Origin of the sequence: Hymenobacter elongatus (assembly GCF_004745955.1) — a bacterium.
Taxonomy (GTDB): domain Bacteria; phylum Bacteroidota; class Bacteroidia; order Cytophagales; family Hymenobacteraceae; genus Hymenobacter; species Hymenobacter elongatus.
Genome location: NZ_SRLD01000031.1, coordinates 19,683 through 45,715 on the forward strand (window position 1 = coordinate 19,683; position 26,033 = coordinate 45,715).

Genomic DNA, 26,033 nt, shown 5'->3' on the forward strand with positions numbered 1-26,033 from the left:
ATAATAGAATAAAATTATAGTCAGATACTTACCTGTTTACTGCTCGTGTGAAATCGTTCTGTGCCGTGCATCATACCTTGCGCAACCTTATCGTTTCTGCCAGCATGCGTACATTCCTCCTGCTTCTTTTGCTCAGTCTACTCATGTTGGTTGGTTCTTCCGCGCCGTTATTGCCCTCCGCTCCCGATCCGCCGCAATGGAAACGGATTGACGCCTTGCTGGCCAAGAATCAGACGGCCTCGGCTGACAAACTCGTGGAAGAACTCTACCAGGCCGCCCGTCAGCGTCAGGACACGCCCGACTATCTGCGGGCGCTCTTGTACAAGTTGCGCTTGCTGGAGAACAGAGAAGAAGAGGCCGATGAAAAAGCCATTGCGCTGGTCGAAGCCGACTTGGCAGCGGCCCGGTTTCCGGCCCGGCCCATTCTGCATAGTCTGCTGGCTCAGCTGTATGCCAGCTATTACGACGAGCACCGCTACCAGCTGTATGACCGCACCGGCGGCGCGGCCACCGGGGCTGCTGCTACCGATACGACTGCTCTGGATATCCGGACCTGGGATGCCGCCCGGCTTGGCAGTGCGGTGGTGCGACATTATCGGGCGTCGCTGACAGACGAGCCCCAGCGCCAGCAGCAGCTTCTGCTGGCTCGCTTGGGCTACGCCGTGCGGGGTGGTACTGCCGAAGGTCGGAGCCTGCGCCCCACACTCTACGACCTGCTGGCTCATCGCGCAGTGGATGGCCTGCGGAATGATGAATACTACATAACGCGCCCCGCGGCCCAGTTTGCTCTGAAAACGGGCGCTTTGTTCGGCCCCGCCGCCGAGTTTGCCGGCCTCCAGCTCGTCGCCCCGCCCGCTGATTCGCTCAATGGGCAGTTTCACGCCTTGCAGGTGCTACAACAGCTCACGGCGTTTCGGCTGCGGGACGCCCGCAATCAGACCGCCCTGGCTGATGTGGACCTGAAGCGGCTGGAGTTTGTGCACGAGCACGCCACGCTGGTCAGCAAAGACTCGCTGTATCAGACGGCGCTGGCCCGGGCCGCCGACACCTACCAGCACCTACCCGGTAGCACCCTGTTTTTGGCCGCTCAGGCCGAGCTGCTGGTCGAAAGTCAACCCGCCAAAGCCCGGGAGCTGGCTCTGCGGGCCGAAGCCCGCTTCCCAACATCGCGCGGCGGCCGTTGGGCCCGCGCCCTGCGGCAGCGCATTGAGGCCGTAGAAGTAGCATTCACGACCGAAGCGGCGGTGCTGCCCAACCAAGCGTGGCTGCTGAAGCTGAACGTGCGCAACGTGCCGAAGCTCTATGCTACGGCTTACCGCATCAGCACGGCTCAGGCCGTGCGCGAGCTGGAGCGCGACGACCAACGGCCCCGCAGCTGGCAGCAGCAGCATGCCCGTGTGTTGGCTGGCAAGCCCGCCGCCACCTGGCCCCTGACCGTACCTGGCCCGGCCGACTTCAAGCCGCATACCGTGCAGCAGGCGGGGCCGGCTTTGCCGCTGGGCCGCTACCTGCTGGTGCTAAGCACCGCTGCCGAAAACCCGACAAAGTCGCAGCCGGCCGTAGTAACCGCTTATGCCGAGCTGAACGTGAGCCAGTTGAGTCAGGTGCGCCGCACTGCCACCTCAGAAGGCGTGGAGCTGCTGGTGCTGCACCGGCAAAGCGGCGCGGCTGAGGTCGGCGCTACCGTTCTACCCTTCTTTCAATATTATGACCAACCCGCCCGAACCTACAAGCAACGGCGCGGCGCGGAGCTCCTGACCAGTGCCGAGGGCCAGGCCAGCATCGGGCGCGACCCGGCCATGGGTGCCGATGCCAACCTGCGGGCCGTGCTCCTGACGAAAGGACCTGATTCGCTGCTGGTGCGTGAGGGCGGCTACTATATGCCCCGCCGCGCTACCACTGCTGAAGCTGAGCAGCCCCAGCGCCGTGCGTTTCTGTACACTGACCGGGCTATCTACCGCCCCGGCCAGACACTCTATTTCAAAGGCATTCTGACGGAAAGTCTCGCTGGCAAATCACGGCTGCTCACCAAGCAGCCACTTACGGTGCGGCTACAGGACGTGAATGGCCAAACGGTACAGACCCTGCCTTTCACCAGCTCCGACTTCGGTTCCTTTCACGGCTCCGTGGTGTTGCCGACAGGCTTGCTAAACGGCGAAATGAGCCTGCAAGCCGATTATGGCAGCGCAAGCTTCGCGGTGGAAGACTACAAGCGGCCCACGTTTCAGGTGACGCTGGAGCCGGTGCAGGGTACGCCGGTATTGGGCCAGCGTGTTTCGGTAAGCGGGAAGGCCGTGGCCTATGCCGGGCAGCCCGTCGATGGCGGCACGGTGCAATACCGCGTGGTGCGGCGCACGTTCTGGCCGTTTTATCGGCCGTATGGCGGCGGCCGAAGCAGCTTTCCCAACTATGGGGGCGAGCCGGAGGTTGAAATAGACAACGGCACTACCCAAACCGATTCGGCGGGTGGCTTCACGGTAACTTTTGTGGCCCAGGCCGACGCGCAAACTGCTAAGCAGCGCGGCGGCGGGCCGGGCTACGTGTTCGAAGTGACGGCCGACGTGACCGATGCCGCCGGCGAAACCCGCACGGGTCAGCAGAGCGTCAGCCTGGGTACTACGGCCCTCACGCTGCGGCTGGAAATGCCCGAGCTGCTCAATCAGGACGCTATTCCAGTCCTCCGGCTGCTCAGCACCAATGCCGCCGGCGAAGCCCGGGCCGCGCGCGGGCAATTGCGGCTGTTTCGGCTCGTGCCACCCGCCCGGGCATTGCGGCCCCGCCCGTGGGAGCGGCCCGAGCGCGAGGCGCTGAGCCCGGCGGAGTTTCGGCGCCAATTTCCGTTGGACGCCTACGGCTCGGAAGACAATGACAGCGCTTGGGCGCGCACCGAAGTATTGACCCAGGAATTCGATACCGACAAAACCCCGCTGCTTGCGGCTCTGGCCACGCAGCTGGCCCGGCAAGCGCCGGGGCGCTACCTGCTACAAGCTTCCACCGCAGGCCCCGTGGCGGCGGGCCCGCCCGCGGAGCACCGATTCACGCTGTACGCTCCTGCCGCCAGGCAGCTTCCCGTGCCCGCTCCCGATTGGTTTGTTCCGCTCCAGGACAGCGTGCCGCCCGGCCAGGCCGTGCAATTTTTGGTAGGCAGCAGCGAAGCCAACGCCCGGATTCTGGTGGAGGTGGAGGCGAAGGGCGCAACGCTGTATCGTGAATGGCTGACGCTGGCGGCCAATGAGCAGCGCCTGGTGGCGGTGCCGGTGCCCCTAGCTCTTGGCGAGACGCAATTGTATGTGCACACCACGCAAGTGCGCGACAACCGTCTGTATCTGCATTCGGCCACCGTGCAGGTTGCCGTGCCGCCCGCGCCACTGCGTCTGGGCATCGCCACGTTTCGCGACAAGCTTCAGCCCGGCCAGAAGGAAACGTGGCGCGTCACGATTCAGCAGGCCGATGGCAAGCCCGCCGCCGCCGAGCTGCTGGCCACGCTCTATGACCAGTCGCTGGACACGTTCCGGCCACATTCGTTCGAGGCATTGGTATTTCCGACGCCATATTATCCGGCCGTGCTGGGCTGGAAGGGCCGGTTTGGCGTGGAGGAGTCGCAGGAACTGTTTGGCGATGCGCTGGTAGACATTGATTTAGAAATGCTTTATCCACATCTGAATTGGTGGGGCTATTCTTTGGGTGAAGAAGAAAGCAGCAATGACTATAAGCTATTGCCTAAAAACTCCCAGATGAAGTTTACGCCCCCTGTAATAAAGCGGGATGAGGAAGTTATGGTAGCTAGTGGTGCTGCCGCGCCACAAGCTGCTATGCGGATGGAAATGGCCGCCGACGCCAAGCAGCTCAACGAAGTTGTAGTAACTGGCGGACCCAAGCAGCAACCCGCTGCCCAAGCCGACCTCTCCGCCATTCCGGCCCGCGCTGATTTTCGCGAAACGGCCTTCTGGCTGCCCGCGCTCCGCACCAACGCCGCCGGCGAAACCGTGCTCGAATTCCAGATGCCCGAGGCCGTGACGCGCTGGCAGCTGCTGGCATTGGCCCATGATGAGCAGCTGCACACCGGTGTGCTCCGCCGCGACCTAGTGACCCAAAAGCAGCTGCAGGTGACGCCCAACGCGCCACGCTTTTTCCGGGAAGGCGACCAGCTGCGTTTCTCTGCCAAACTCAGCAACCTCACTGGCCAGCCCATGCGCGGCACCGCCCAGCTGTTTCTGTTCGATGCCCGCACCCAGCAGCCAATCGAGAGCCGCGTGCTCCGGGGTACGGCACAGCTAGACTTTGACCTGCCAGCCAACCAAAGCAGCGCCTTGAGCTGGGAGCTACATATTCCGGAGACTGCCGAGGGGCAAGTGCCGCTGGCAGCCATCACCTACCGCGTGGTGGCACAAACGGGCCCGGCGAAAACCAAAAAGCGCAAAACGCAGGACGAGCAGCCGGTTTTCAGCGACGGGGAGGAAAACACGCTGCCTGTGCTGCCCAACCGCCTGCTCGTCACCGAGAGTCTGCCGCTGCCCATCGTGGGGCCGGCCACGCGGGAGTTCGAGCTGAAAAAGCTGACGACCAGTATTTCGGCCACGCGGCGCAACTACTCCCTGACGCTGGAAATGACGCCCAACCCTGCCTGGTATGCCGTGCAGTCGTTGCCTTACCTCATGGAGTACCCCTACGAGTGCTCCGAGCAGATATTCAGCCGCTTGTATGCCAACTTGCTGGCGGCCCGAATTCTGCAGCAAAACCCGAAGCTGCAACCCGTGCTGGCCGAATGGCGCCGCGCGGCCCAGGCAGGCGACAAAACGGCCCTGACCAGCAGGCTGGAGCAAAATGAAGAGGTAAAAGCGCTGCTGCTGCAGGAAACTCCCTGGGTGCGCGATGCCCACAACGAAACCGAGCGGATGCGCCGCCTGGCGGAGCTGCTGGACGAACCCCGCCTGAAGGCCGAAACTGCCCGCGCCTTGGCCAAACTAGCTAAAATGCAGCAGCCTAATGGAGCTTTTCCGTGGTTTGAGAAAATGCCCGATGACCGCTACATCACCCAGCTGATTGTGGCCGGATTTGGCAAGCTGCGCAAGCTGGGAGCCTTCGATGCCGCCCAGCACGAGCAGGGCCGGCCGCTGCTGGAAAACGCCCTGCGCTACCTCGACGAACAGCTCCAAAACGATTACATCCGTCTGCGGCAGCAAAAGGGAGTAGACCTGAAAAAAGCGCACCTAACCGATATACAGGTGCATGCCTTATACGCTCGCAGCTTCTGGCTGACTCCGGTGGTAGCAAAGCAGGCCCAGCCGGCACAGGCGTACTACCAGCAGCAGGCCGCTACATTTTGGCCCGCGCAAACGCGCTACTTGCAGGCTCAGATTGCCTTGACGCTGCAGCGGCGGCAAGTGCAGCCCGCAGCCGTGAAGGATATTATGACGGCTCTCACCGAAAATGCCCTGCACTCGCCCGAGCTGGGAATGTACTGGAAGGAGGTGCGTGGCGGCTACTATTGGCGCGAAGCACCCACCGAAACCCAGGCCACGCTCATCGAAGCCTACGACGAGGTGCTCAGCGACCAGAAGGCTGTGGATGAAATGAAGCTCTGGCTGCTCAAGCAAAAGCAAACTCAGCACTGGGAAAGTACCCGGGCCACCGCCGATGCCTGCTACGCCCTGCTGCTGCGCGGCTCCGACTGGCTCCAGCCCACCCAGCCGCTCCAGATCAACGTAGGCGGCGTGGCAGTTGCGCCAAGCCGTCAGCAAGCGGGCACGGGCTATTTCAAAACCACGTGGTCGGCGGCCGATATCAAGCCCGCGCAAGGCAAAGTGACAGTGCAAAAAACCGATGCCGGAGTAGCCTGGGGAGCGTTGTATTGGCAGTATTTCGAGCAGCTCGACCACATCACGCCCGCTGCCACGCCTTTGAGCCTGGAGCGGCAGCTATTTCGGGAGCAGCGCACGGCCAGTGGCCCGGTGCTGGAGCGCCTCACCGCCGCCACACCCCTGCGCGTGGGCGACGTGCTGGTGGTACGCCTCGTGCTGCGCTCCGACCGCGACCTGGAATACGTGCATCTTAAAGACCAGCGCGCCGCTGGCTTGGAGCTTATCAGCCAGACTTCGGGCTACCGCTACCAAGGCGGCCTGGGCTACTATGAAAGCCCCCGCGACGCGGCTACCAATTTCTTTCTGAGCTATTTCCCGAAGGGCACCCACACGTTCGAATACCGGCTGCGGGCGGCCCAAAGCGGGGACTTCTCCGGCGGCCTCAGCCAAGTGCAGTGCCTGTACGCGCCGGAGTTTACGAGCCATTCGGCCGGAGTTCGGGTACCGATTGAGCCGCTTGTAAGTAGGTAGTAAGAAGTTGCATTTTTCGGGAACGGAGTGCGGCTGGCGCGGCCGTAAGCAGCTTTGCCAGAACCCGAAGCCCCAGCTGGTTTGGTAGTAGGAGGCGGCAATAGTAATTTTGCCGCCTCTTAGTCTTTTGGAACGATGCCTATGCGTACGATATATGTTCTGGCTGGTATGCTGCTGTGCGGCACTCCGGTTTTCGCTCAAGGAGGAAAAAATCCCGTTTCTGCTGACACGAAAGGGCAAGCAGCGCTGCCCGTAGCGCCCACGTTGCCGGGCGAGGAAAAGCTGTCGGCACGGGAGCGGGCCGAGCGTGATTTTCTCATGCCGATACGGCGCAAGCAGGCCGCCGCGCTCAAGGACGCAGCACAGGAGGAAGTGGCAACCCAGGCGGCGGCTACCACGGCCGAAATGACGGCCCGCAATTTCATCGGTCCGGAAGAAGCGAAGGTGGAGGAAGCGGCGGCTCCCGCCAAGCCGACTGCTCGTCCGCGCACCTACCACCGGCGGAGCTCGACGCGCCGGCGCTCAGCAGGCTCATCGGCGCGCAAGCACACAACCAAAAAAAAGGCGAGTGCCACCAAGAAAAAAAGTGCTACCACCACGAAGCGTCGGCGGTAAAAAGCCGGAGCAAGTCAACAAAAAAGGAGAACCGTACTGGTTCTCCTTTTTTGTTGACTTGCTTCTCGGGCGGCACGCCGCTAAAATGCTACGTCGTTTGGGGCATCAGGCGCACTACCAGGCCGTCGAGGCGGTTGGTGATGCGGATCTGGCAGGAGAGGCGGCTGCCCTGGGTCATGATGGGCAGGCTTTCGAGCATGGCCAACTCATCGTCGCTGGGTTCGTCGAGGGCAGGGCCAGCCAGCACTTCCACGTGGCAGGTGCCACACAGAGCCATGCCGCCGCAGGTAGCCTGAATATCATAGCCGCTGGCTTTGAGCACCTCCATCAGGCTCAGCGCCATATCGGTAGGAGCCACGACTTCACGCCGCTGGCTGGGCGCTTCCTCTACATATACGCGTACTTCGTCGGTCATTGTGTGGATGGTGATGTTCAGGTGGCGGACTCCCGAAGCTGGGAACACAAGTGGAACCCCCAAGAGCAGGTGCCCGCCACCGGAAAGCTAGAGCGTAGGAACCCCGTTTACGGTCGTGTATTTCAGCACGTAGCGCTTGTCGGGGAACATGTATTTGTAGGCTCCCTGGGCCATGAGGGCTGCTTCGTGAAAGCCGCAGAGAATAAGTTTCAGCTTGCCCGGATACGTATTGATGTCGCCGATGGCGAAAATACCGGGCACGGAAGTGGAATAGTCCAACGTGTTAACTTTCACCGCGTCGTCTTCCAGCTCCAGGCCCCACTCACCGATAGGACCGAGTTTGGGCGTGAGGCCGAAGAGGGGAATGAAGGCATCGACGTGCAGAGTTTCGGCAGTGCCGTCGTTGGCCGTGATGGTTACCGCCTCCAGCGTATCGGCCCCGTGCAGGTGCGTCACGTTCGACGACAGCACGAGGCGGGCGCGGCCGGCTTCGTGCAGGTTTTTTACTTTCTCGGCCGAGTCGGCGGCTCCGCGGAACGTGGTGCCGCGGTGAACCAGAGTCACCTCTTTCGCCACGTCGGCCAGGAACACGGTCCAGTCGAGGGCGGAGTCACCGCCACCGGCAATAACGATGCGCTGGTCGCGGAAGGTTTCGGGGTCGCGCACCATATAATACACCCCCCGACCAGCTTCGTAGTTTTCCAGGCCTTCCACGGCCGGCTTGCGGGGCTCAAACGAGCCCAGGCCGCCGGCAATGGCAATGGCCTTGCAGAAGATTTCGGTGCCGTCGGTGGTGTAGAGCTGGAACGTGCCGTCGTCGAGCTTGGCCAGGCGCTCTACCCGCTCCCCGAGGGTGAACGTAGGATGAAAAGGTTCAATCTGACGCATCAGATTGCGTACCAGGTCGCCGGCCAGAATGTCGGGGAAGCCGGGAATATCGTAAATCGGCTTCTTCGGATAAATTTCGGAAAGCTGGCCGCCCACCTGGGGCAGGGCGTCGACTACGTGGCAGCGCAACTTCAGCAAACCGGCTTCAAACACCGCAAATAAGCCCACTGGGCCCGCCCCGATAATGCAGATATCGGTGGAAATGGAATTCGTCATGAACAAAGCAATATGATGAGCGGCCCACGGCCAGAAGCATAACAGATAAACCCCTGGAAACGTTGGCGTAAGTGCCCTTAAAGCACCCGTAATACGCGCTAAAGAGCGGCTTTATACCTAATGCAAAAGCCTGACAGGGCGCAAAGATACACACAAGCCGGGCGTTTTCGCCGCCAAACTTACGCCTGGGCCAGCCAGGCCACCGCTTCCGTGGGCACGCTGAAAAAGCGGAACGTGAGGGGAATGGCCACTGCCTCGCCCACGGCCCGGGCTGCCAGCCGGCCCAGCGGTGTCTGGTTTTCGACAATGGCGCAGTGGCTGTAGCTGGCCTCGCGTACGGCGCGTGGAATCCATTCTTGGGCAATCCATTGCTGGGTGCTCAGCGGTAGTGGCTGGCGCTGGCGGTGGTCGGTGAGGAGCTTGCCGGTGCGGTGGTGCCTCAGCGCCTGCAGAGTATGCTCGTATAAGGCCTGCAGCTCGGGGCCGGTGGTAGCGACGGCTGTCCAGAGCAACTGCAGGTAGCCTTCAGCGTGGTAAGAAATCGTACACAGTGGATTGCGAAAATAAATCGAAGAGGTAGCAGTAGGCTTAAGCATAGAACAAAGAAACACCCTCTACGAGGAGAACCAATGCGGAATGGTGAGGACAGGCTTGGTTTCTTTTGTAGAGCTGCTTGGGAAGGTGTTTTTCGGGTTGTGCCAGCGCGTTTCCAGGCGGCGTGTGTCAAGCTGCGTGTCTGACACACGCCGCCTGACAGCAGCACAAACGGCTTGATAAAGCATTATTCTTTGGTTGAACAGGTTTTATATCGTGCCGATTGCTGTGGTGGGCATGCCGGACCAGACTAAACGCATTTGAATAAGCTCGACCATTCCAGATGGTTTTGGAGCCACTTTTTGCTTTGATGCGTGCCGTCGTCGCGGAACAGGCTTTCATCAAAAGCCCCCTTTACAGACCTGCTGAACAGTCGAGCTTATTCAAATGCGTTTAGTCTGATGCCGGACATACCTTTATTGAGCTGACAGGTCGGACCTGGCAACGTACTTCCGGCCCCCGCGTCTCTACTGGTCAAGCTGCCAGGCTGTGCAGGCGGGTGCGAATTGGTTGGGCAAGTCGGGGTACTGCTGGCTGCTGGCCGGCTCTGCATCGTTCCGCGCACCACGACCCCGGTTGCGGTGTAGTAGTTAGGAGCCCATGTGCTAACTTTGCAACTTTCCTGATCCGGGTGACTTTCTACTAACGCAATGCGGTGCTATTGAAGCTGTTTAGAAAGTCAAAAGAACGTCATGCTTCATCTGGCGTTCGCTAGTCGAAGCATCTCGCGTGCACTGGTAATTTGAATTACTACTGCACGCGAGATGCTTCGACTAGCGAACGCCAGATGAAGCATGACGTTCTTTTGACCTTCAGCGACTTCCTAAACAGCTTCATTGTGTGTACTCCCTATCCGTGACGTAATGCCGTTCTCGTTGCTCTTTTTTAGCTTTCTTCAGTAGAATTCCCACATGGAAGTTATTATTTACGGAATAGGTAATCAGGCCGAAATGACGCATTACCTTTTCACGCACGATAGTCCCCACGAAGTCGTGGCTTTCTGCGTGGATTCGGCCTACCTCACGTCCACCACTGCTACCTTCTTTGGGCTGCCGGTAGTCGCGTTTGAAGAGTTAACGACCTACTATCCGGCTGCCCGCTACCAGCTGCACATTGCCATTGGCCAGATTAGAGCCCGCCGGCGCGTGTTTGAGGCCGCTAAAGCTCAGGGCTATTCCTTTGCTAGTTACATCTCCTCCAAAGCCCAGACCTGGCCCGACCTCGTTGTTGGCGAACATGTTTTCATCGACCCGGTGACCATTATTCACCCCTTCGTTACATTCGGCGACAATATCATCAGCATTGGCTGTCGAATCGGGCATCATTCCCACATCGGCAGTCACATTCTCATTTCGAGCACCACGCTGGGCGGCAATGTTACCATTGGAGACGGCACCTTTATCGGCATGGGCAGCATTATCAACGAGGACGTAGTGATAGGCCGCAACAACATTATTGGATCTGGCTGCCTGATTGGCAAGCGGACCGAGGATAATGCCGTGTATTCGGGGCAATACACCCAGAAACGGCTGGTGACTGCCGACCGGGTGGCGTTGTTCAGGAAGTAGTTTCTGCGGTCAGAACTGCGGCTCAGCACACAGACCCAGGGCGTTTCTGCTGCGCAATACCACGTTGCCGGCTATTACGCCTACGCCCGGCGGTCTTCGAGAATGTAGCCGATACCGTTGAGGGTATGAATCAGCTTGGGCGAGAATTCCTTGTCGATTTTCTTGCGCAGGTAGTTCACGTACACGTCCACCACGTTGGTGCCCGTATCGAAGGCCAAATCCCAGACCTTGTGCACGATTTCGTGGCGGGTTAGGGCACGGCCCTGGTTGTGCATAAAATACTCCAGCAGGGCCAGCTCCCGCCCCGTCAGATCGATGCGCCTGTCGCCGCGCTTCACGATTTTGCTGCTGCCGTACAGCGCCAGGTCGGCCACTTTCAGCACATTTTCTTCCGGGGTAGTAGGGTAGCGGCGGTGCAACGCCCGCAGGCGGGCCAGCAGCTCGCCAAACTCGAAGGGCTTCACCAAATAATCGTCGGCCCCGGCATCGAAGCCACGCAGCTTGTAGTCGGTGGCGCTATTGGCCGTAAACATGAGCACCGAGAGCTTCTCGTGCCGCTGCCGAATAAAGCGACACAACTCAAAGCCGCTGATTTCGGGCAGGTCGGCTTTGAGCAACACCGCCGTGTAGCTGGCCGCTTCCAACATTTGCTGAGCCGAGGGCACGCTCAGCGCCACGGCCACCTCCAGGGTGTGCTGCTCCAGCGCGCTTTTCAACAGCGCCGCGGCTATCAGGTCGTTTTCTACGAGTAATATTTTCATCCGCGCGTAAGCAAGTGGAGCTGCCGCTCGGCCCGCCACCAGGGCCGGCCGCAGCAGCGGCAATCGTGAAAGTGGGCACTTAGGGTGGGATGGAGAACCGGGAGGGAAGGGCGGCTACGGCACGCCCAGCGCCGCGTCGCCGTCGAAGGGCGGAATGGCGATGATGGGGCTGCGGCCAGTGCTTACCGAATAGATGGAGGGAGCCTGATGCAGTTGGCCAGACAGGCGGCGCAGGCCTTCGGGTGCCACTTGGTAGCGGAAAATGGTGTCGTATTCGGCAAAATCCCGGCGGACATCTACCTCCAGATCCTGGATTACGCCGCCGTGGATGTCATATACCCAGCCGTGCAGGTGCAGCGGCGTTTCGCGCGCGTAGGCCTGCTGCACGGTGGGCGACTGGTGCAGGTTATACACTTGCTCGATGACGTTCAGCTCGACCAGGCGGCGGTACCGCTCGTCCTCGGTTTCCAGCGCGCCCAGCTCGTGCGCGTGGCGGCGCATCACGTCGCGCACATTGCTGAGCCAGCTGCTGACCACGCCGGGTTCCGTGTTTTGCATCGCCGTTTTCACGCCCCGGCAGCCGTAGTGGCCACACACGATAATGTGCTGGATATGCAGCGTCTCGACAGCGTAGTGCAGCACCGAAGCCAGGTTCAGGTCGGTACTCACGACCAGGTTGGCCACGTTGCGGTGCACGAAAACTTCGCCGGGCGCCGTGCCGGTCATTTCGCTCACCGCAATATGATTGTCGGAGCAGCCGACGAACAGGAATTTGGGACTCTGCTGCGCCGTGGCCTCGAAGAAGCGCGGGTTGCGCCGTAGCTTTTCCGCTACCCAGTCGCGGTTATTCTGAAACAGCTTGTAGTAGGCTTCAAAATCGGCCTCCTTGGTGCTCACGTGGGGCTGGGCGGCAATGCTGTGGGCGTAGTCGTCGCCTTTGCGCAGAAAAATCAGCTGGATGTTGCGCTGGCGGGCCGTTTCGCGAAAGTTCTCAATGGCGCTCAGCACGTCCCGGTCGATGTAGATAGAGTTGGTGCCGTCAATTTCGACGGTCGTATCCATCGGGATGTCCTTGAGCACGGTCATGATGCTGGCCTTGTTCAGAAACGACACATGCTCGCCCAGATTGATGCGCAGGTGCTCCTGGCCGGCCACGGAATAGTGCTGAAAAAGGTGCGCGTTCTTGTAGGTTTCGCGCAGAATGAAGAACAGGCCCACGGCCGCGCCGACACCAATGCCGATCAGCAAATCGGTGAGCAGAATGGCAGCAATAGTCACGATGAAGGGCAAAAACTCGGTCAGGCCTGCCTGGAAGTGCTGGCGGAAAATGCTGACCCGCGCCAGCTTGTAGCCCGTCACGAGCAGAATAGCCGCCAACGCCGCCCACGGCACCAGGTTGAGCAGGCGAGGAAATACCAGCACGCTCAGCAGCAAAAACGACCCGTGTACCAGCGCGGCCACCTTCGTGCGGCCACCGGCGTTGATGCTCACCGAGCTACGCACAATCACAGACGTGAGCGGCAGGCCACCCAGCAGGCCACTGACGATATTGCCCGCTCCCTGCGCCTTCAGCTCGTGGTTGGTAGGCGTTTTGCGCTTTAGTGGGTCCAGCTCGTCGGTGGCCTCCACAGCCAGCAGTGCCTCCAGGCTGGCTACCAGCGCAATGGCAAAAGCCGCGGAATATATCTTCGGATTGGTGATTTGGGAGAAGTCAGGCAGCGTGAAGAGCTGCATGAACTCGGCGGCACTTTGTGGCACGGGCAGCTGCACCAAGTGGGTGCCTGCCAGCGCAAAAGCAGGGTTGAGCAGGGCGGCGGCGGCGTTCAGCGCCACGCCCAGCACGATAACTACCAGGGCCGCCGGAATGGCCGCCAGCACCGCATTGCGCCGACACATTGGCCGCTCCCAGAAAAGTAGCACCGCCAGGCTCGCCAGCGCAATGACCAAGGCCGTCGGGTTGAACTCCTGCACGGCGTGCGCAAGCAGGGACTCAAGCTCGCCGCCGTTCCACGAAAACAGCGCCAGCGACTCTACCGCGTCGGCGTCGTAGCCCAGCACGTGGGGCAGCTGCTTCAAAATCAGGATGATGCCGATGGCGGCCAGCATGCCCTTGATAACCGACGAGGGGAAAAAGTTGCTGATAATGCCGGCTTTGGCGATGCCTAATCCTATTTGCATCACTCCCGCTATGCACAAGGCCAGCTGCAACGCCCCAAACGAGCCCAGCGCCTCCAGACTGCTGACCACGACCAGAATCAGACCCGCTTCCGGCCCCGAAATGCTGACCGCCGACCGGCTCAGCGCCCCCACTACCACCCCCCCCACGATGCCGGCAATAATGCCGGCAAACAGCGGGGCCCCCGAGGCCAGCGCAATGCCCAGGCACAGCGGCACGGCCACCAAAAACGACACCAGGCCGCCTTGCAGGTCACTTTTGAAGTAAGAAAAATCCCAGGTTTTAGTTCTGGCAGCTGCGGTAGACATACGCGTAGGTAAAGGCATGAGAAGTCCGGCGCGGCCCAACAGGCAGCGAAGAGAAAAATGTTGGAAGCAAACAGGGAGCAAAACCGGCCACTTGGGGTCAGTTGCGGACGGCACAGAGTTAAAGCAGGTATCTGCTTCGTTGTGCTGGCGAAATGCTTTTGAGTCAGATGATTAATTCTACTAACACAAAGGTATAGACCCAAAGCAGGCTAGGAATTAAAGGAATATTATAAGTCAATTAGATTTTCATTAAAATAACATTAGAAAATGATGAGAATCTATTTAATTTAATAATGTTGAAAATAGTAGTATTAGTCAACTTTAAGCTTAATTTAATGCCTGTTCTTTTGTTATAGTAAGTATATGAAAATAAGGCATTTGCGATTATATGTCTTAGGATTTATTGTGTCTTTATTTATTGACCAATACTTTTATATTGATACGTATAGTGTGGTTTGTAAGCTGGATTTTTATATTAATTATTGATTTAAAAAAAACAATTTCAATCTTTTTATACCCGATTTATTAGGAGCAGAAAATGGGCGTTTGAGTAGCATGCCTTTTCTGCAAGTCATTGGGTGTATAGCTATTTTACGAACGAGGTCCTAGTGGCTTGTAGCGCGAGCTGTGTAGTTCGCGTCTCAGAACGACCCTTTGGTACGGGGACGTGAACTACACACTTCGCGCTATTTCGTGGGCACGTATACTGTTCGTAAAACCGCTACAAGGCCCTGAGAATAGACCGCATAAAAGGGTCGGGCACTGCCATAAGAACCATGCAAGCGGTGGGTGCTGGCCTCAACCGAAAACGCCCCACCAGCCATTCTTAGATGGCCAGTGGGGCGTTGCTCATACGCGCGAAGAGCTACGCTTGCTGCCGACGGCGACCTTCCAGAATGCGGAAGAAGGAGCGGGTCTGGATTTCCTCCAGCGTGAGGCCGGTGGCCAGCACTTCCTGCTCCGTGATGGCACCGCAGTTCATGGCCCTCAGGAAAAAGTTGAGCAGGCCCTGACCCGTGGCGGCGTCGTCGAAAATGTCGCCGGTGAGCGTGGAAATAGCGGCGCGCTCCACGAAGGTTTTCAGGCGGTTCAGAGCCTCATCGTAGCTGCTCAAAAAGAAGTTGTAGGTGGCCGCGTAGCGCATCGGCAGCTGAGCCGGGTTCAGGTCCCAGCCTTGGTAGAGGCCGTTGATGAGCGAGTGGGTGGTGTGCTGAAAACCCTGCCGCCAGGCGTTGTGCACCGAGTCGCGGTTCTCCTTGAGTTGCTCGAAGCTCAGATTGTCGCCCCGGTGCGGACCAATGGGCATAACGTTGGTCGCGCCATCGGAGAGGAAGATGCCCGTGCCGCCCAGCGCTACCTTGGTCATGTGGTGGGCAAAGTCGCAGACGGGGTGGGCCATGGTTTGGTAGCGGGCCGTGATGCCGGCTGAAGCCGTGTAGTCGTACGTGCCGAAATGAGCGGCCACACACCGGCCCTCACTGGCCCGGATGATGCGCAGGAGCGGATTGCGGCCTTCCTCGTCCATGATGATCTGGGTGGCTTCGACCATCGTCTCCATTTTCAGAGCGCCGGCGGGCAGGTTGTTGGCCTTTTCGATCAGCTCAAACAAGCGCACCATCGTGGTCATCTGCTCCGGAATGGTCACTTTGGGCAGCATCACCACGAAGTTTTCGGGTAGCCGGCCGCCGGTCTGCTCCAGCAGCGTGGTCAGAAAAATATCGAGCGTGCGCACGCCCCGGGCCTTCATGTCCTCGGTAAACGGCTTGATGCGGATACCGATGAAGGGCGACAACGTGCCGTTTTGCATGCCTGTGGCTACTTCGCCGGCCGCGCGCACGGCGGTTTCGTCTTCCTCCGCGTCGGGGCGGTTGCCGAAGCCATCCTCAAAGTCAATCCGGAAATCCTCCACCGCTTCGCGCCGCAGCTTCTGGACGATCTTGTTGTAGACCGAATACGCCAGCCAGGCAGGCTCGTGCTTGCGGGCCTCGGGGCTCATGGCGTCGAGGCGCTCGGTGAGGGCCGCAACGTCGGTGGAAAGCGTGGGCAGGTGCTCGTAGCCGTTGAGCCGGAGCACGCGGGCCAGCTCGGCGAAGTTGGGCGCGTAGCTTTTCAGGTTGTTGAGGGCAATGTCGCCCATCCGCACGCACGTATCTGCCTTAAACAGGTTGGCCCCGCCGTACACGGTGTGCACGGGCTGGCGGTCGGGCTTGTCGCCGGGGTAGGTGTGCTGAAAGTGACGGTTGGCCACGCCCAGCTGTTCGAGCAGCTGGTCTTTGGCGGTGTCCGGGAGGCTTAGTTTCATAGGGAAAAAGAAGGCGGGAATTTAAAAATGGGAGGGTACTAGAGCTAAAAAGCTAGTTGCCCTCCTCAGATGAGGAGGGGTTAGGAGTGGTTGAAACGGTAGAACGATGGTCAGAATTAGCTCTAAGCTTCGTTCTACCGTGGTCAACCACCCCGCCCTTCGGGCACCCCTCCTCATCTGAGGAGGGAAACTAGCTGTCTAATTCATAACTTTAGCTCAGCTGCCGCGGTACGTTGAATACCCGAAGGGGTTCAGCAACAGGGGAATGTGGTAATGCTCGGCGGCCAGCACATGGAACACGATTTCCACGAACGGGTAGAAGTTGGCCGTGCTCTGCCGCTCGAAGTATTCCTGGGTGAAAAACTTCATTTTGTAGGTGCCCAACGGTACGTGCTGCTCCTTGGGCAGCAGGTCCGGAATGCGGCCGTCGGCGTTAGTGCGGCCGCGGGCCAGCTCCTGCCAGACGTCGCCGGGCTGCTGGGCGAAAAGGGCAATGGTGACGCCCTGGGCCGGCCGGCCGGCCGTGGTATCCAGAATGTGGGTTGTAATCTGACTCATGCGGCTAAGAGTTTTTCGAGGCGGAGGCGGGTGATTTTGTTCTGCTCGCCCATGGCAATATGGATTTCCTGCGCGGGCGGGTTGGGCAGGCGCGCTTGCAGCAAGGCCAGCATTTCCTGGGCCGACTTGCCCGTGGCGCACACGATGAAGATGTAGCCGAATTTTAGCTCGTACTCCTTGTTGCCGCTCGCCAAAGCTTCCAGCACGTTCTGTGAAGCCTGCTTCACGGCCTCCTGCTCGCCTTCCGCCCAGGTGCTGGTGCTGGCAAACTTTTCACGCAAAGCGGCTACATCACCACCGATTTTGGGGTGGTGGGTAAACGCCTCGCGCCAGTCGGCTTGCGAGAGGCCGTACCACATGGTTTTGGCCTGGGTGAAAAGCGCGTCAGCGTCGGCAACGGGGAAAGTGGCATTCATCTGGTTCACCCAGGCCGTAGCGCCGCAGCACTTGGCCAGGGCCTCGGCGCGGGCAGAAGCGGGAAGAAAGTTGAGTTCAGGAAGGGTCATTGAAGTACTGGATATGCGCAACAGCAGAGTCATTTTGCGAAAATCAACAGCCCGTCATGTCGACCAGCGGAAGACATCTCGCGTGCTATGGTAACTAGGTGCCACGACAACGTATGCACGCGAGATGTCTCCCGTTGGGCGACATGACGACCTGGATGAGATGACCAAAACAACGCCTACAGCATCGTCGGAAAGCGGTTCACGTTCTTGTAATAGATATAAACCGACGGCTCCTTACCCATCGTGGTGGCCCACTGCTGGCAGTAGGGTGCCATCCAGATCGAGTCGCCTTTCTGCACGGGGTACCACTGCTGGTCGAGCATGTAGATGGCCTGGCCCTCGAGGTAAAGCAGGCCGTGCTCCATGATGTGGGTTTCGACCATAGGCAGGTGGCCGCCCATGTCGTACGTGAAGATATTCACGGCCATGTCGAAGCCCAGCTCATTGGGCAGCAGCTCCTGAATGCGCAGCGCCTCGTCGTTCATATACACCGGGGCCTTGCTCAAATCCCGCTCTCCGAACAGCACGGCGGGCGTGTCGTAGCTGGCCAGCGGCTCGTATACTTTATGGAACGTCAGTAGCTGGGTGCCGTCGGTGGGGTTGTGGAAGAGGTAGCGCTTCTCAATGGGCACGTACACAAAGTGGCCCGCCGTCAGGGTCTTCTCCTGCCCGTCGATGGTGGCCTGCACCTGGCCTGCCACTACGTAGAAGAAAATCTGCGAGGCCTGGGTCTGGCCTTGCAGCTGGCCGCCTTCGCGCAGCGTAATAATGGTCTGGGCCAGGCGCGCGCCCATTTGCTCGTTGATAATGACGTTCACCGTGCAGTTCGTCCAGCCGGGCACGTTGCTGTTGATGTAGCCATCGGGAGCAATGATGGCGTGGTTGTGCTTCACTACGGAGCGGGTGAGGGCAGATAATTCCATCTAGTGGGAAGAGGATGAATAGTGAGAGAAAAGTAGCTGCAAAAACCGCTCGGCAACCTGCACGGCGGCGGCCACGTCGGCCAGCTCCACGTTTTCGAGCGGGTTGTGGCTAATGCCCTTAAAGCAGCGGATAAACAGCATCGTAGCCGGCGACACGGCCGAAATCGGTACCGCATCGTGGCCCGCGCCACTCACCAGCGGCACCACCGCGTAGCCCGATTCGGTGATGGCCTGGGCCAGCAAGGTATTCATTTCGGGCGCGCAGCTCACGGGCGCGGTGTACTGAATCAAGTTCCAGTGCAGCTTCAGGTTGCGCCGGTCGGCAATGCCCTGGGCGTGGTGGTGGAGCTCGTCGTAGGCCGTGGCCAGGCGGGCCGCGTCGGCACTGCGCAGGTCGAGGCTGCACACCACTTCGCCGGGAATAACGTTGCTGGCCGCGTGGCGCACGTCGAGCTTGCCCACGGTGGCCACCAGTTCCTGCGTATTAGCCACGCCAAACTGCTCGGCCGCCAGCACAAATTCGGCCGCGCCGGCCAGGGCATCCTGGCGCATGTGCATCGGTACGGTGCCGGCGTGGCCGGCCATGCCCTGCCAGGTAAGCTCCACGCGCTGCTGCCCGGCAATGGCCGTTACCAGCGCCACCGGAATGTTGCGCTCCCACAGCACTGGGCCTTGCTCAATGTGGGTTTCAAAGTAGCCCAGCCATTGGTCGGCGGCAAGGGCGTCGGCGGGCAGCAGCTGCGCGTTGCCCCCCATGGTGTCGATGGCCTGGGTGAGGGAAATACCCTGGGCATCGGGCTTGGTGAGCAGGTTGAAATCGAAAGAGCCGGCCACGACTTTACTGCCCAGATAGGTGGTGTGGTAGCGCACGCCCTCCTCGTCGCTGAAGGCAATCAGCTCGACGTGGAACGGCAGCTCCACCGGGCTTTGCACCAGCTGCTCCAGCAAATCGAGGCCCATGAGCACCCCCAGTGGCCCGTCGTATTTGCCCGCATTCACCACCGTATCGATGTGGGAGGCTATAACGAAGGTTTTGGCTCCGGCCGCGCGGCTCACCAGCCGCCCGCGCACGTTGCCGATGCTGTCGAGGCGGGTGCTGAGGCCGGCCGCGTCCATCCAGGATTTAACCAAGGCGCTGCCCTGCAAAAAAGCCGGGGTGCCGAAGGTGCGCGTTACGCCCTGCGCATCCTCACTGATGGCGGCCAAGGCCTCAATGCGGCGCATGATTTTATCGGCGCGGGAAGTGTAGTTGTCGTTCACCCAGGTGGCGGGTTAAAGGATGGTAAGTGAAAATCGGGTTGTCAGTAGCGCGAACTTTGTAGTTCGCGTGCCAGAACGACTCTAACGGCGCGGGCCACGCGCACTACAAAGTTCGCGCTACTACCTCCGTTGCAGCTGCCCTTGGTTGAGGGCCAGAAACTCGGGCCGCTGGTAGACCAGCTGCCCGCCCAAAAACGTCTGTTCGACCACGCCCCGCAGCTGGCGCCCCACATACGGCGACACTTTATGCCTGTGGTGCAGCAGCTCCGGCGTGACGTCGAACGTCTGCTCCGGGTCCAGAATCAGTAGGTCGGCCTCGTAGCCGGGCGCAATCTGGCCTTTTCTGTGGCTTTGCCCGATGAGCTTGGCCGGGTTCGTACTCAGCCATTTCGCCAGGTCGGATAGCGTGGCACCACGCGGCTGGGCGGCGGTCCAGAGTACGGGCAGGGCGAGCTGCAAAGAGGCAATGCCGCCCCAGGCCGTGGTAAAATCGCCGGTTTCAATCTGCTTCAGGTCCGGCGGAGCGGGGGAGTGGTCGGTGGCCACAAAGTCGATAATGCCCTGCTGCAGGGCGTCCCAGAGCTGGTCGTTATTGGCTTTTTCGCGAATCGGGGGGGCACACTTGAACTGCGTTTGGCCGTCTTCGATATCCTCGGCGTTGAAAAACAGGTAGTGCTGGCCCGTTTCCACCGTGAGCGGCAAGCCTTTCATCTTCGCCACGGCAACGGCGGCAATAGAATCGGCCGACGACAGGTGCACGATGTGGGTGGGGCAGCTGAACTCCTCGCACAGCCGAATCATCAAATCCACGGCGTCGTCTTCCCAGCTTTTGGGGCGCGAGGCCAGGTAGTTTTGGTAGGAGCGTTTGTCGCGCTGCTTCCACTGCGCGTCGTCGGTAGTCAGCTCGCAGTGCACCAGCAGGGGCAGGCCGTGGCGGGCCAATAGCGGCATCACCTGCCGCAAGTCGGCTTCCGTGGCGTTGGGAAAATCATCGATGCCGGAGTGGGTAAGAAAGGCTTTGAAGCCCAGCACGCCGCGCGCAATCAGGCCTGGCACCTCGCCCGCGTTGCCGGGCACGATGCCGCCCCAGAAGCCGATGTTGGTGTGCAGCTGCCCGTGGGTAGCCGCCAGCTTCAGCTCAAAATTCGCCACCGACGTTGTCACCGGAGCCGAGTTCAGGGGCATATCCACCAGCGTGGTGAGGCCACCGGCCAGCGCGGCGCGGGTGGCCGTGTCGAAGCCTTCCCACTCGGTGCGGCCCGGCTCGTTGATGTGCACGTGCGGATCGATGAGGCCGGGCAGCACAGCCAAGGGCCCCACATCGAGCACCGGGCAGCCCACGGCCGCGTCGATGGGCAGCACGGCGGCAATACGGCCGTTTTCGATCAGCACCAGGGCGGGCTGCTCGCCGGCGGGCAACACCACGCGCTGGCTTTTTATGGCTACCTCTGACATACGGAACGTACTTTCTCTTTAAATTAGAGGCTTTTCCAAGCCCGATTTCCACGACTTTGCCCGCGCGGTCCAGGTATTCTATGCAGTGGCTTGCGACCGAAAATATCCTTTAAAGATCTTCTGAGGCGGGTTTTCCACCGGAAAATAGCCCTTCAGAATAGAACACCCGAGCTACCTCATTTTTTCACAAGACCCCACGGTGGGGTTCTGCTTTCTGAGTGCATGATGCAATTTTTACTTCTTTCCGCCTTTCTGCTGGGCCTGCTGCTGCTGCTAGGAGCTACGTACGCCTTGCAGCGGTTTGCCACCGTCGACAAAAGGGGCGGTAAGCTAGGCGAAAATGGCCTGACTATGCAAGGCTTCTCCTATCTGCTTATCCTGCTGACGGTTATTTATGTGCTGGCCGTGTTCTACGTTCTGGTGCAGGGCACGCCCTGGGAAGGCCACCTGCTGGAGTGGCTCAACATTGTGGTGCGCCTGATGCACATCACCTTTGGTATCGCCTGGATCGGGGCTTCCTTCTACTTCGTGTTCCTGGAAAACTCCCTGAACCGCACCGACAACGTGCGCGACGAGCTGGCGGGCAACCTTTGGGCGGTGCACGGCGGCGGCTTCTACTACCTCGAAAAATACAAGCTGGCCCCCAAGGAAATTCCCCGTGATCTGCACTGGTTTAAGTACGAGGCTTATTTCACCTGGCTTTCGGGCTTTAGCCTGCTCTTCGTCGTGTATTATTTCAATGCTGGCTCCATGCTCATCGACCCGCAGGTGCTGGATCTGGCCCCGCTGGCGGGCGTGGGCATCGGCGTGGCCTCGTTCGTGGTGGCCTGGCTCATCTACGACGTACTCTGCAAGTCGGCGCTGGTGACGAAGGGAATGTGGTTTGCGCTGTTGGGCTTTCTGGTTATCGTGGCTTTTGCGTTTTTCTATTGCCAGGTGTTCAGCGCCCGGGCTGCCTACATTCATTTCGGGGCTATGCTGGGCACGCTCATGGTCGGCAACGTCTTCTTTACCATCATTCCGGCCCAGAAAGCCATGGTGAAGGCCGCCACCCTGGGCCAGCCACTCGACCCCACGCTGGGCAAAAATGCCCTGACGCGCTCCTTGCACAACAACTACTTCACGCTGCCGGTGCTGTTCGTGATGGTCAGCAACCACTTCCCCAGCACCTTCGGCAACTCCCAGCCCTGGCTTATTCTGGCCGCTATTTCGCTGGGCACGGCGGGCGTAAAGCACTGGCTGAATCTGCGCGAGAAAAAGCAGGCTACAGTGTGGGTCTTGCCCGCGTCGGTCCTGTTTCTGCTGGCCGTGGCTTTTGTGTCGGCGCCCCAGCGCCAGGCCAGTGCCGGAGCGGCCGTATGCACGCCCAACGTGAGCATTGTGCAGGTAAACGCCATTGTGCAGAACCGCTGCGTGCGGTGCCACTCCTCCAATCCCACCGACGACGTGTTCAAATCGGCGCCAAACGGGGTGAAATACGACTCACCCGAGGATATCATTCGCCTTCAGGATAAGATTATGCAGCGCGTAGTCGTCACCAAGACGATGCCGCAGAATAACAAAACCAACATGACCCAGGCAGAGCGTGACCTGATCCGCTGCTGGATTGAGCAGGGCGCGCCGAATAAGTAGGCGCGCTTCGTATTCTGCTGAGCGCAGCCCAAGCACTTCTACCGCAAATGGTAAGCAAATACTACTGCAGTGCGGTGATTCGCCTGCGCTCAGTAGGAGGGAGGTACTGTTTTTTAGATTTGCAACCTGCTCGCAGCGCTTCCTGAACCAGGCACATGTCAGTAGTGCCCGACTCTTCGCTGAGCGTGCCCACCCTTTTTTAACTGCTTGAGGGCGTGTTGCAGCAGTCCGCTGGGCCAGTCAGGCAACAGCCTTACAGCAGGTGGTAAGAACGTGGCTGCCAGAAAGCGGACCACGATTTTTCGTCTACCACCACACCATGTTCAACCAGCCCCGGCCGGTGTTGGCGTGGCAGCGGAACCGATTCAACCAAAAATACCCTTTCTCGTTTTCAAACTCCATTTCTTGCGTATTGCCCCCATGTCGTAGTGCCCAATATGCCAGAATTGACTTCTTCCCATCCTTCTCCCAGCGTAACAGATTTTACCCAGGCGCAGGAGCGTATTGCGCACCTGGAGGAGGCATTACGGCAGGCAAACGAGGCCAAAGTGGCGGCCGATAGTCGGCTCGCCCAGTACGCCGACTATCTCACCGAAGGCGTGGTGCTGCTCGACGCGGAAGGCCAGATTTTGTTGCTCAACGAGCCGTATTGTCGGTTTTTTGGCATCCCGTTGCCTACCAGCCAATGGCTGCGGCGACCAGTTGCCGAGCTCAGCGAAGCTATTACCCTTTGCAGTGACCAAACCCAGCAGCTAAGCCACGAATTTGCGGTAGCCGTGCGCAGCGGAGCCCCCTCGCACAACGTGCAGGTGTGCCTGACCAGTGGCCGGGTGCTGGACCGTGACGTGGTGCCCCTGCAAGCGCTGGAGCCCGGAGCTACTAACGTTTTATTACGCTACCGCGACATCACGGCGCAGCAGCAGGCTGCCGCCGAGCTCCAGGCCATGTCGCGCATTCCGGAGCAAAATCCTAACCCGGTGCTGCGCTTCAGCAAGGCCGGTGAAACGCTGTTTGCGAACCAGGCCGTGCGCCAGTTGAGTGCCAGCGTGGCCAAGTCGGAGCTGGTGAGTATGTGGCAGCAGCTGCAGCAAGCCGCCCTGCACGCCCTGACCGTGGATGCCCGACAGCAGCTGGAAGTCCCCTTTGGCGAGCGGTTGTTCCGGGTTACGGTGATGCCCTTCGTGGCCGAGGACTACGCTAATCTCTACCTGCAGGACATCACCGAGCAGCGCCAAAGCGAGCTGCAGCTGGCAGCCCAGCGCCAGTTCTACGAAACGATTCTGGCCGAGCTGCCCGTGGAAGTAGTGGTGCTGGATGCCGAGCGGCGCTACCTTTACGCCAACCCCTACGCCGTGCCCGAGGCCGAAGCTCGCACGTGGCTGCAGGGCCACACTGTCACCGAGTTTTGCCAGCGCTACCAGTATCCGGTCGGGCTGGCCGAGCAGCGCCACCGCATGTTCGAGCTGGCCCAGCGGGAGCAGCAACTCGTCGTCTGGGATGATATCACCCCTTACCCCGACGGGGCGCGCTGCCACCAGCGGCATTTCAAGGCCATTACCGAGCCCAACGGCACCTTGCGCTTCATGCTGGGCTACGGCCTCGATATCACCGACCGGGTGCAGGCCGAGCAGCAGCTCGTCGATCAGCAGAAGTTCACCCAGCAGGTTCTCGACACCACGCCCAGCATGATTTATGTGCGCGACAGCACCGGCAGGCTGGTTTTCAGAAACCAGGCTATGCAGCAGCTGCAGGAGTTTCAGGCCTACCGGCTGCGGGCCGCTCAAGACCCCGCTAGCGCCGTGGCCCGTGAAGAGCAGCAATACAGCGCTGCCGATACGCACGTGCTGACTACGGGGGAAGAAATCAAGAAGGAAGACCCCTACACGCTGCCTACGGGCGAGGTTATGTGGTTTCAAACCATTAAGCGCCCCCTGCGCCGCCCCAATGGCAGCGTGGAAGTGCTGGGCGTGAGCACCGATATTACGGACCTGAAAAAAGCTACCGAAGCCGCCCAGGCCTCGGCCCAAGCCCGCGAGAATTTCTTGTCCAACATGAGCCACGAGATTCGTACGCCGCTCAATGGGGTGCTGGGCATGGCTGGGCAGCTAGCCAAAACCCAACTCAATCCGCGCCAGCAGGAGCTGCTGAAGGTGATTCGCTCCTCGGGCCAGCACCTGTTGGGCGTACTCAATGATGTGCTCGACATGGCTAAAATCACGTCGGGCAAGCTGGAGTTTGAGCAAACGGCCTTTAATCTCTGTGACTCGATGAGCCAGGCCGCGGAGCCGCTGGTGCTCCTGGCTACCGAGAAGGGGCTTTCGTTTGGCGGAACGCTGCTGCGGGAAAGCTGCCCAAACTCCTGGGTGGTGGGCGACTCGTTCCGGCTCAACCAGATTTTGATCAACCTGGTCTCCAATGCCATCAAGTTTACGGAGCAGGGCAGCATCACCGTGGGAGGCTATTTGGTCAACGAAACGGCGACCCACCTGACCACCGAATTCCGGGTCACGGACACCGGTATTGGCATTGCTCCCGATAAGGCAGCCCGTATTTTTGAGGGCTTCACGCAGGCCTATGCCGATACCACCCGCCGCTTTGGGGGCACGGGCCTGGGCCTGAGCATTAGTCGGGCCTTGGTCGAAAAGATGGGTGGCACCCTGCGGGTAGAAAGTGAAGTAGGCCGGGGCAGCATGTTTGCCTTCTCCCTCACCTTACCCAAAGCGGAGCCGCCCCGCCTGAAGAATGTGGAAGCCATCGACACTACCTTTCTGAGTGGCCGCCGCGTGCTGCTGGTCGAAGACAACGAAATAAACCGGGAAGTGGCCCGGCTGATGCTGGAGGAATGGCAGGTGCAGATCGACGAAGCGCCCGATGGCTTGGTGGCCGTGCAGCTGCACGCCGAAAACCACTACGATGTGGTGCTGATGGATATTCAGATGCCCAGCATGAATGGCCTGGAAGCTACGGCCCGCATCCGGCAGCACCCCGACCGGCAGCGGGCACACGTCCCGATTCTGGCGCTTACGGCCAATGCTTTCCGGGCCGACAACGAGCTGTATCTGGCCGCTGGCATGAATGACTGCCTGGCCAAGCCGTTCGACGAAGACGTATTGTATCAAAAACTGGTGAACCTGATAGCTGCCGCACCCACCGGCGCGGCCCGCAGCTACGACCTGACTAGTCTGCGGGAGCTAGCGCGGGGCAAGCAGATCTTTGTCGATAAGATTATCCACTCATTTCTGCGCAATATTCCCGACACCGTGCAGCAGATCCGGGAGGCTGCGGCCGACAGCCACTGGACGCGGGTGGCCGAGCTGGTACACCATATCAAGCCCAACTTGGTGCAGCTGGGTGTGGAGGGCGTCGAAGAAGCGGTAAAGCAGCTCGAACAGGCTCGCCACGGCATCGGCAACCCCGAGGTCCGCGCCGCCGCCGTGGGCCACCTCACCACCTGCCTCGACCGGGTGGTGCAGGAGCTGACAGCCGAGCTGACAACGGAAGGCGAATAAAACCAGCGGAAAGTT

Annotated in this window: 16 protein-coding genes; 5 read left to right on the forward strand and 11 right to left on the reverse strand. The window is 60.0% G+C overall.

The genetic code is table 11. From position 1 onward, the window contains the following. Positions 1–143: 143 nt before the first annotated feature. Together E5J99_RS14995 and E5J99_RS15000 are read left to right on the forward strand one after the other, a co-directional pair. The gene (locus E5J99_RS14995) at positions 144–6,332 is read left to right on the forward strand and encodes an alpha-2-macroglobulin family protein (RefSeq protein ID WP_167852158.1); all 6,189 of its coding nucleotides are present in this window, start codon (positions 144–146) and stop codon (positions 6,330–6,332) included. A 141-nt stretch (positions 6,333–6,473) separates the two neighbouring features. Beyond that, entirely contained in the window at positions 6,474–6,947 is a 474-nt protein-coding gene (locus E5J99_RS15000) for a hypothetical protein (RefSeq protein ID WP_135498631.1), read from the forward strand. 88 nt (positions 6,948–7,035) lie between these two features. Here the strand turns inward: E5J99_RS15000 and E5J99_RS15005 are convergent, their stop codons facing one another. From E5J99_RS15005 to E5J99_RS15015, 3 genes are all read right to left on the reverse strand, one after another. Beyond that, positions 7,036–7,362 carry a 2Fe-2S iron-sulfur cluster-binding protein gene (locus E5J99_RS15005; RefSeq protein ID WP_135498632.1) on the reverse strand — a complete coding sequence of 109 codons (327 nt, stop codon included), beginning with the start codon at positions 7,360–7,362 and terminating at the stop codon, positions 7,036–7,038. Positions 7,363–7,449: 87 nt separating this feature from the next. Then, positions 7,450–8,466 (reverse strand): NAD(P)/FAD-dependent oxidoreductase, encoded by a 1,017-nt coding sequence (locus E5J99_RS15010; RefSeq protein ID WP_135498633.1) that lies wholly within the window; start codon positions 8,464–8,466, stop codon positions 7,450–7,452. A gap of 179 nt (positions 8,467–8,645) precedes the next feature. Next, a complete protein-coding gene (locus E5J99_RS15015) occupies positions 8,646–9,062 on the reverse strand; it encodes a hypothetical protein (RefSeq protein ID WP_135498634.1) in 417 nt (138 codons plus the stop codon). A 909-nt stretch (positions 9,063–9,971) separates the two neighbouring features. On the opposite strand from E5J99_RS15015, the gene E5J99_RS15020 reads away from it, so the two are divergent. Beyond that, positions 9,972–10,628, forward strand: coding sequence for an acetyltransferase (locus E5J99_RS15020; protein WP_135498635.1), 657 nt, complete (start codon positions 9,972–9,974; stop codon positions 10,626–10,628). Positions 10,629–10,708: 80 nt separating this feature from the next. Here E5J99_RS15020 and E5J99_RS15025 read toward each other — a convergent pair whose 3' ends face one another. The 8 genes from E5J99_RS15025 to allB form a co-directional block, all read right to left on the reverse strand. Beyond that, positions 10,709–11,389, reverse strand: a complete 681-nt coding sequence (locus E5J99_RS15025) for a response regulator transcription factor (protein ID WP_135498636.1) — start codon at positions 11,387–11,389, stop codon at positions 10,709–10,711. 114 nt (positions 11,390–11,503) lie between these two features. Continuing rightward, on the reverse strand, positions 11,504–13,873 hold the full coding sequence (locus E5J99_RS21890; protein WP_245319022.1) for a SulP family inorganic anion transporter: 2,370 nt from the start codon (positions 13,871–13,873) through the stop codon (positions 11,504–11,506). Between the two features lie 865 nt (positions 13,874–14,738). Continuing rightward, positions 14,739–16,175 (reverse strand): DUF6986 family protein, encoded by a 1,437-nt coding sequence (locus tag E5J99_RS15035; protein ID WP_135498638.1) that lies wholly within the window; start codon positions 16,173–16,175, stop codon positions 14,739–14,741. Positions 16,176–16,391: 216 nt separating this feature from the next. Continuing rightward, entirely contained in the window at positions 16,392–16,733 is a 342-nt protein-coding gene (uraH, locus tag E5J99_RS15040) for a hydroxyisourate hydrolase (RefSeq protein ID WP_135498639.1), read from the reverse strand. Continuing rightward, positions 16,730–17,239, reverse strand: a complete 510-nt coding sequence (gene uraD / locus E5J99_RS15045) for a 2-oxo-4-hydroxy-4-carboxy-5-ureidoimidazoline decarboxylase (protein WP_135498640.1) — start codon at positions 17,237–17,239, stop codon at positions 16,730–16,732. Before uraD ends, uraH begins: the two co-directional genes overlap by 4 nt. A 176-nt stretch (positions 17,240–17,415) precedes the next feature. Next, positions 17,416–18,162 carry a (S)-ureidoglycine aminohydrolase gene (gene allE, locus E5J99_RS15050; RefSeq protein WP_135498641.1) on the reverse strand — a complete coding sequence of 249 codons (747 nt, stop codon included), beginning with the start codon at positions 18,160–18,162 and terminating at the stop codon, positions 17,416–17,418. Further along, positions 18,163–19,422 carry an allantoate amidohydrolase gene (locus E5J99_RS15055; RefSeq protein WP_245319024.1) on the reverse strand — a complete coding sequence of 420 codons (1,260 nt, stop codon included), beginning with the start codon at positions 19,420–19,422 and terminating at the stop codon, positions 18,163–18,165. Positions 19,423–19,542: 120 nt separating this feature from the next. After that, the gene (gene allB, locus E5J99_RS15060) at positions 19,543–20,877 is read right to left on the reverse strand and encodes an allantoinase AllB (protein WP_135498642.1); all 1,335 of its coding nucleotides are present in this window, start codon (positions 20,875–20,877) and stop codon (positions 19,543–19,545) included. Positions 20,878–21,099: 222 nt separating this feature from the next. Between allB and E5J99_RS15065 the strand changes: the two genes are divergently transcribed. Both E5J99_RS15065 and E5J99_RS15070 read left to right on the forward strand, forming a co-directional pair. After that, positions 21,100–22,509, forward strand: coding sequence for a urate hydroxylase PuuD (locus E5J99_RS15065; protein ID WP_210114453.1), 1,410 nt, complete (start codon positions 21,100–21,102; stop codon positions 22,507–22,509). Between the two features lie 446 nt (positions 22,510–22,955). Beyond that, the gene (locus E5J99_RS15070) at positions 22,956–26,018 is read left to right on the forward strand and encodes a response regulator (protein ID WP_167852159.1); all 3,063 of its coding nucleotides are present in this window, start codon (positions 22,956–22,958) and stop codon (positions 26,016–26,018) included. The last annotated feature ends 15 nt before the right edge of the window (positions 26,019–26,033 follow it).

Excerpts from the sequence above, each read along its gene's own strand:
- E5J99_RS15000 (WP_135498631.1), top strand. The coding sequence starts at position 6,474 with ATGCGTACGATATATGTTCTGGCTGGTATGCTGCTGTGCGGCACTCCG.
- E5J99_RS15005 (WP_135498632.1), bottom strand. The coding sequence starts at position 7,362 with ATGACCGACGAAGTACGCGTATATGTAGAGGAAGCGCCCAGCCAGCGG.
- E5J99_RS15020 (WP_135498635.1), top strand. The coding sequence starts at position 9,972 with ATGGAAGTTATTATTTACGGAATAGGTAATCAGGCCGAAATGACGCAT.
- E5J99_RS15035 (WP_135498638.1), bottom strand. The coding sequence starts at position 16,175 with ATGAAACTAAGCCTCCCGGACACCGCCAAAGACCAGCTGCTCGAACAG.
- allE (WP_135498641.1), bottom strand. The coding sequence starts at position 18,162 with ATGGAATTATCTGCCCTCACCCGCTCCGTAGTGAAGCACAACCACGCC.
- E5J99_RS21890 (WP_245319022.1), bottom strand. The coding sequence starts at position 13,873 with ATGTCTACCGCAGCTGCCAGAACTAAAACCTGGGATTTTTCTTACTTC.
- E5J99_RS14995 (WP_167852158.1), top strand. The coding sequence starts at position 144 with ATGTTGGTTGGTTCTTCCGCGCCGTTATTGCCCTCCGCTCCCGATCCG.
- allB (WP_135498642.1), bottom strand. The coding sequence starts at position 20,877 with ATGTCAGAGGTAGCCATAAAAAGCCAGCGCGTGGTGTTGCCCGCCGGC.
- E5J99_RS15025 (WP_135498636.1), bottom strand. The coding sequence starts at position 11,389 with ATGAAAATATTACTCGTAGAAAACGACCTGATAGCCGCGGCGCTGTTG.
- E5J99_RS15065 (WP_210114453.1), top strand. The coding sequence starts at position 21,100 with ATGATGCAATTTTTACTTCTTTCCGCCTTTCTGCTGGGCCTGCTGCTG.
- uraH (WP_135498639.1), bottom strand. The coding sequence starts at position 16,733 with ATGAGTCAGATTACAACCCACATTCTGGATACCACGGCCGGCCGGCCG.
- E5J99_RS15015 (WP_135498634.1), bottom strand. The coding sequence starts at position 9,062 with ATGCTTAAGCCTACTGCTACCTCTTCGATTTATTTTCGCAATCCACTG.
- uraD (WP_135498640.1), bottom strand. The coding sequence starts at position 17,239 with ATGACCCTTCCTGAACTCAACTTTCTTCCCGCTTCTGCCCGCGCCGAG.
- E5J99_RS15010 (WP_135498633.1), bottom strand. The coding sequence starts at position 8,466 with ATGACGAATTCCATTTCCACCGATATCTGCATTATCGGGGCGGGCCCA.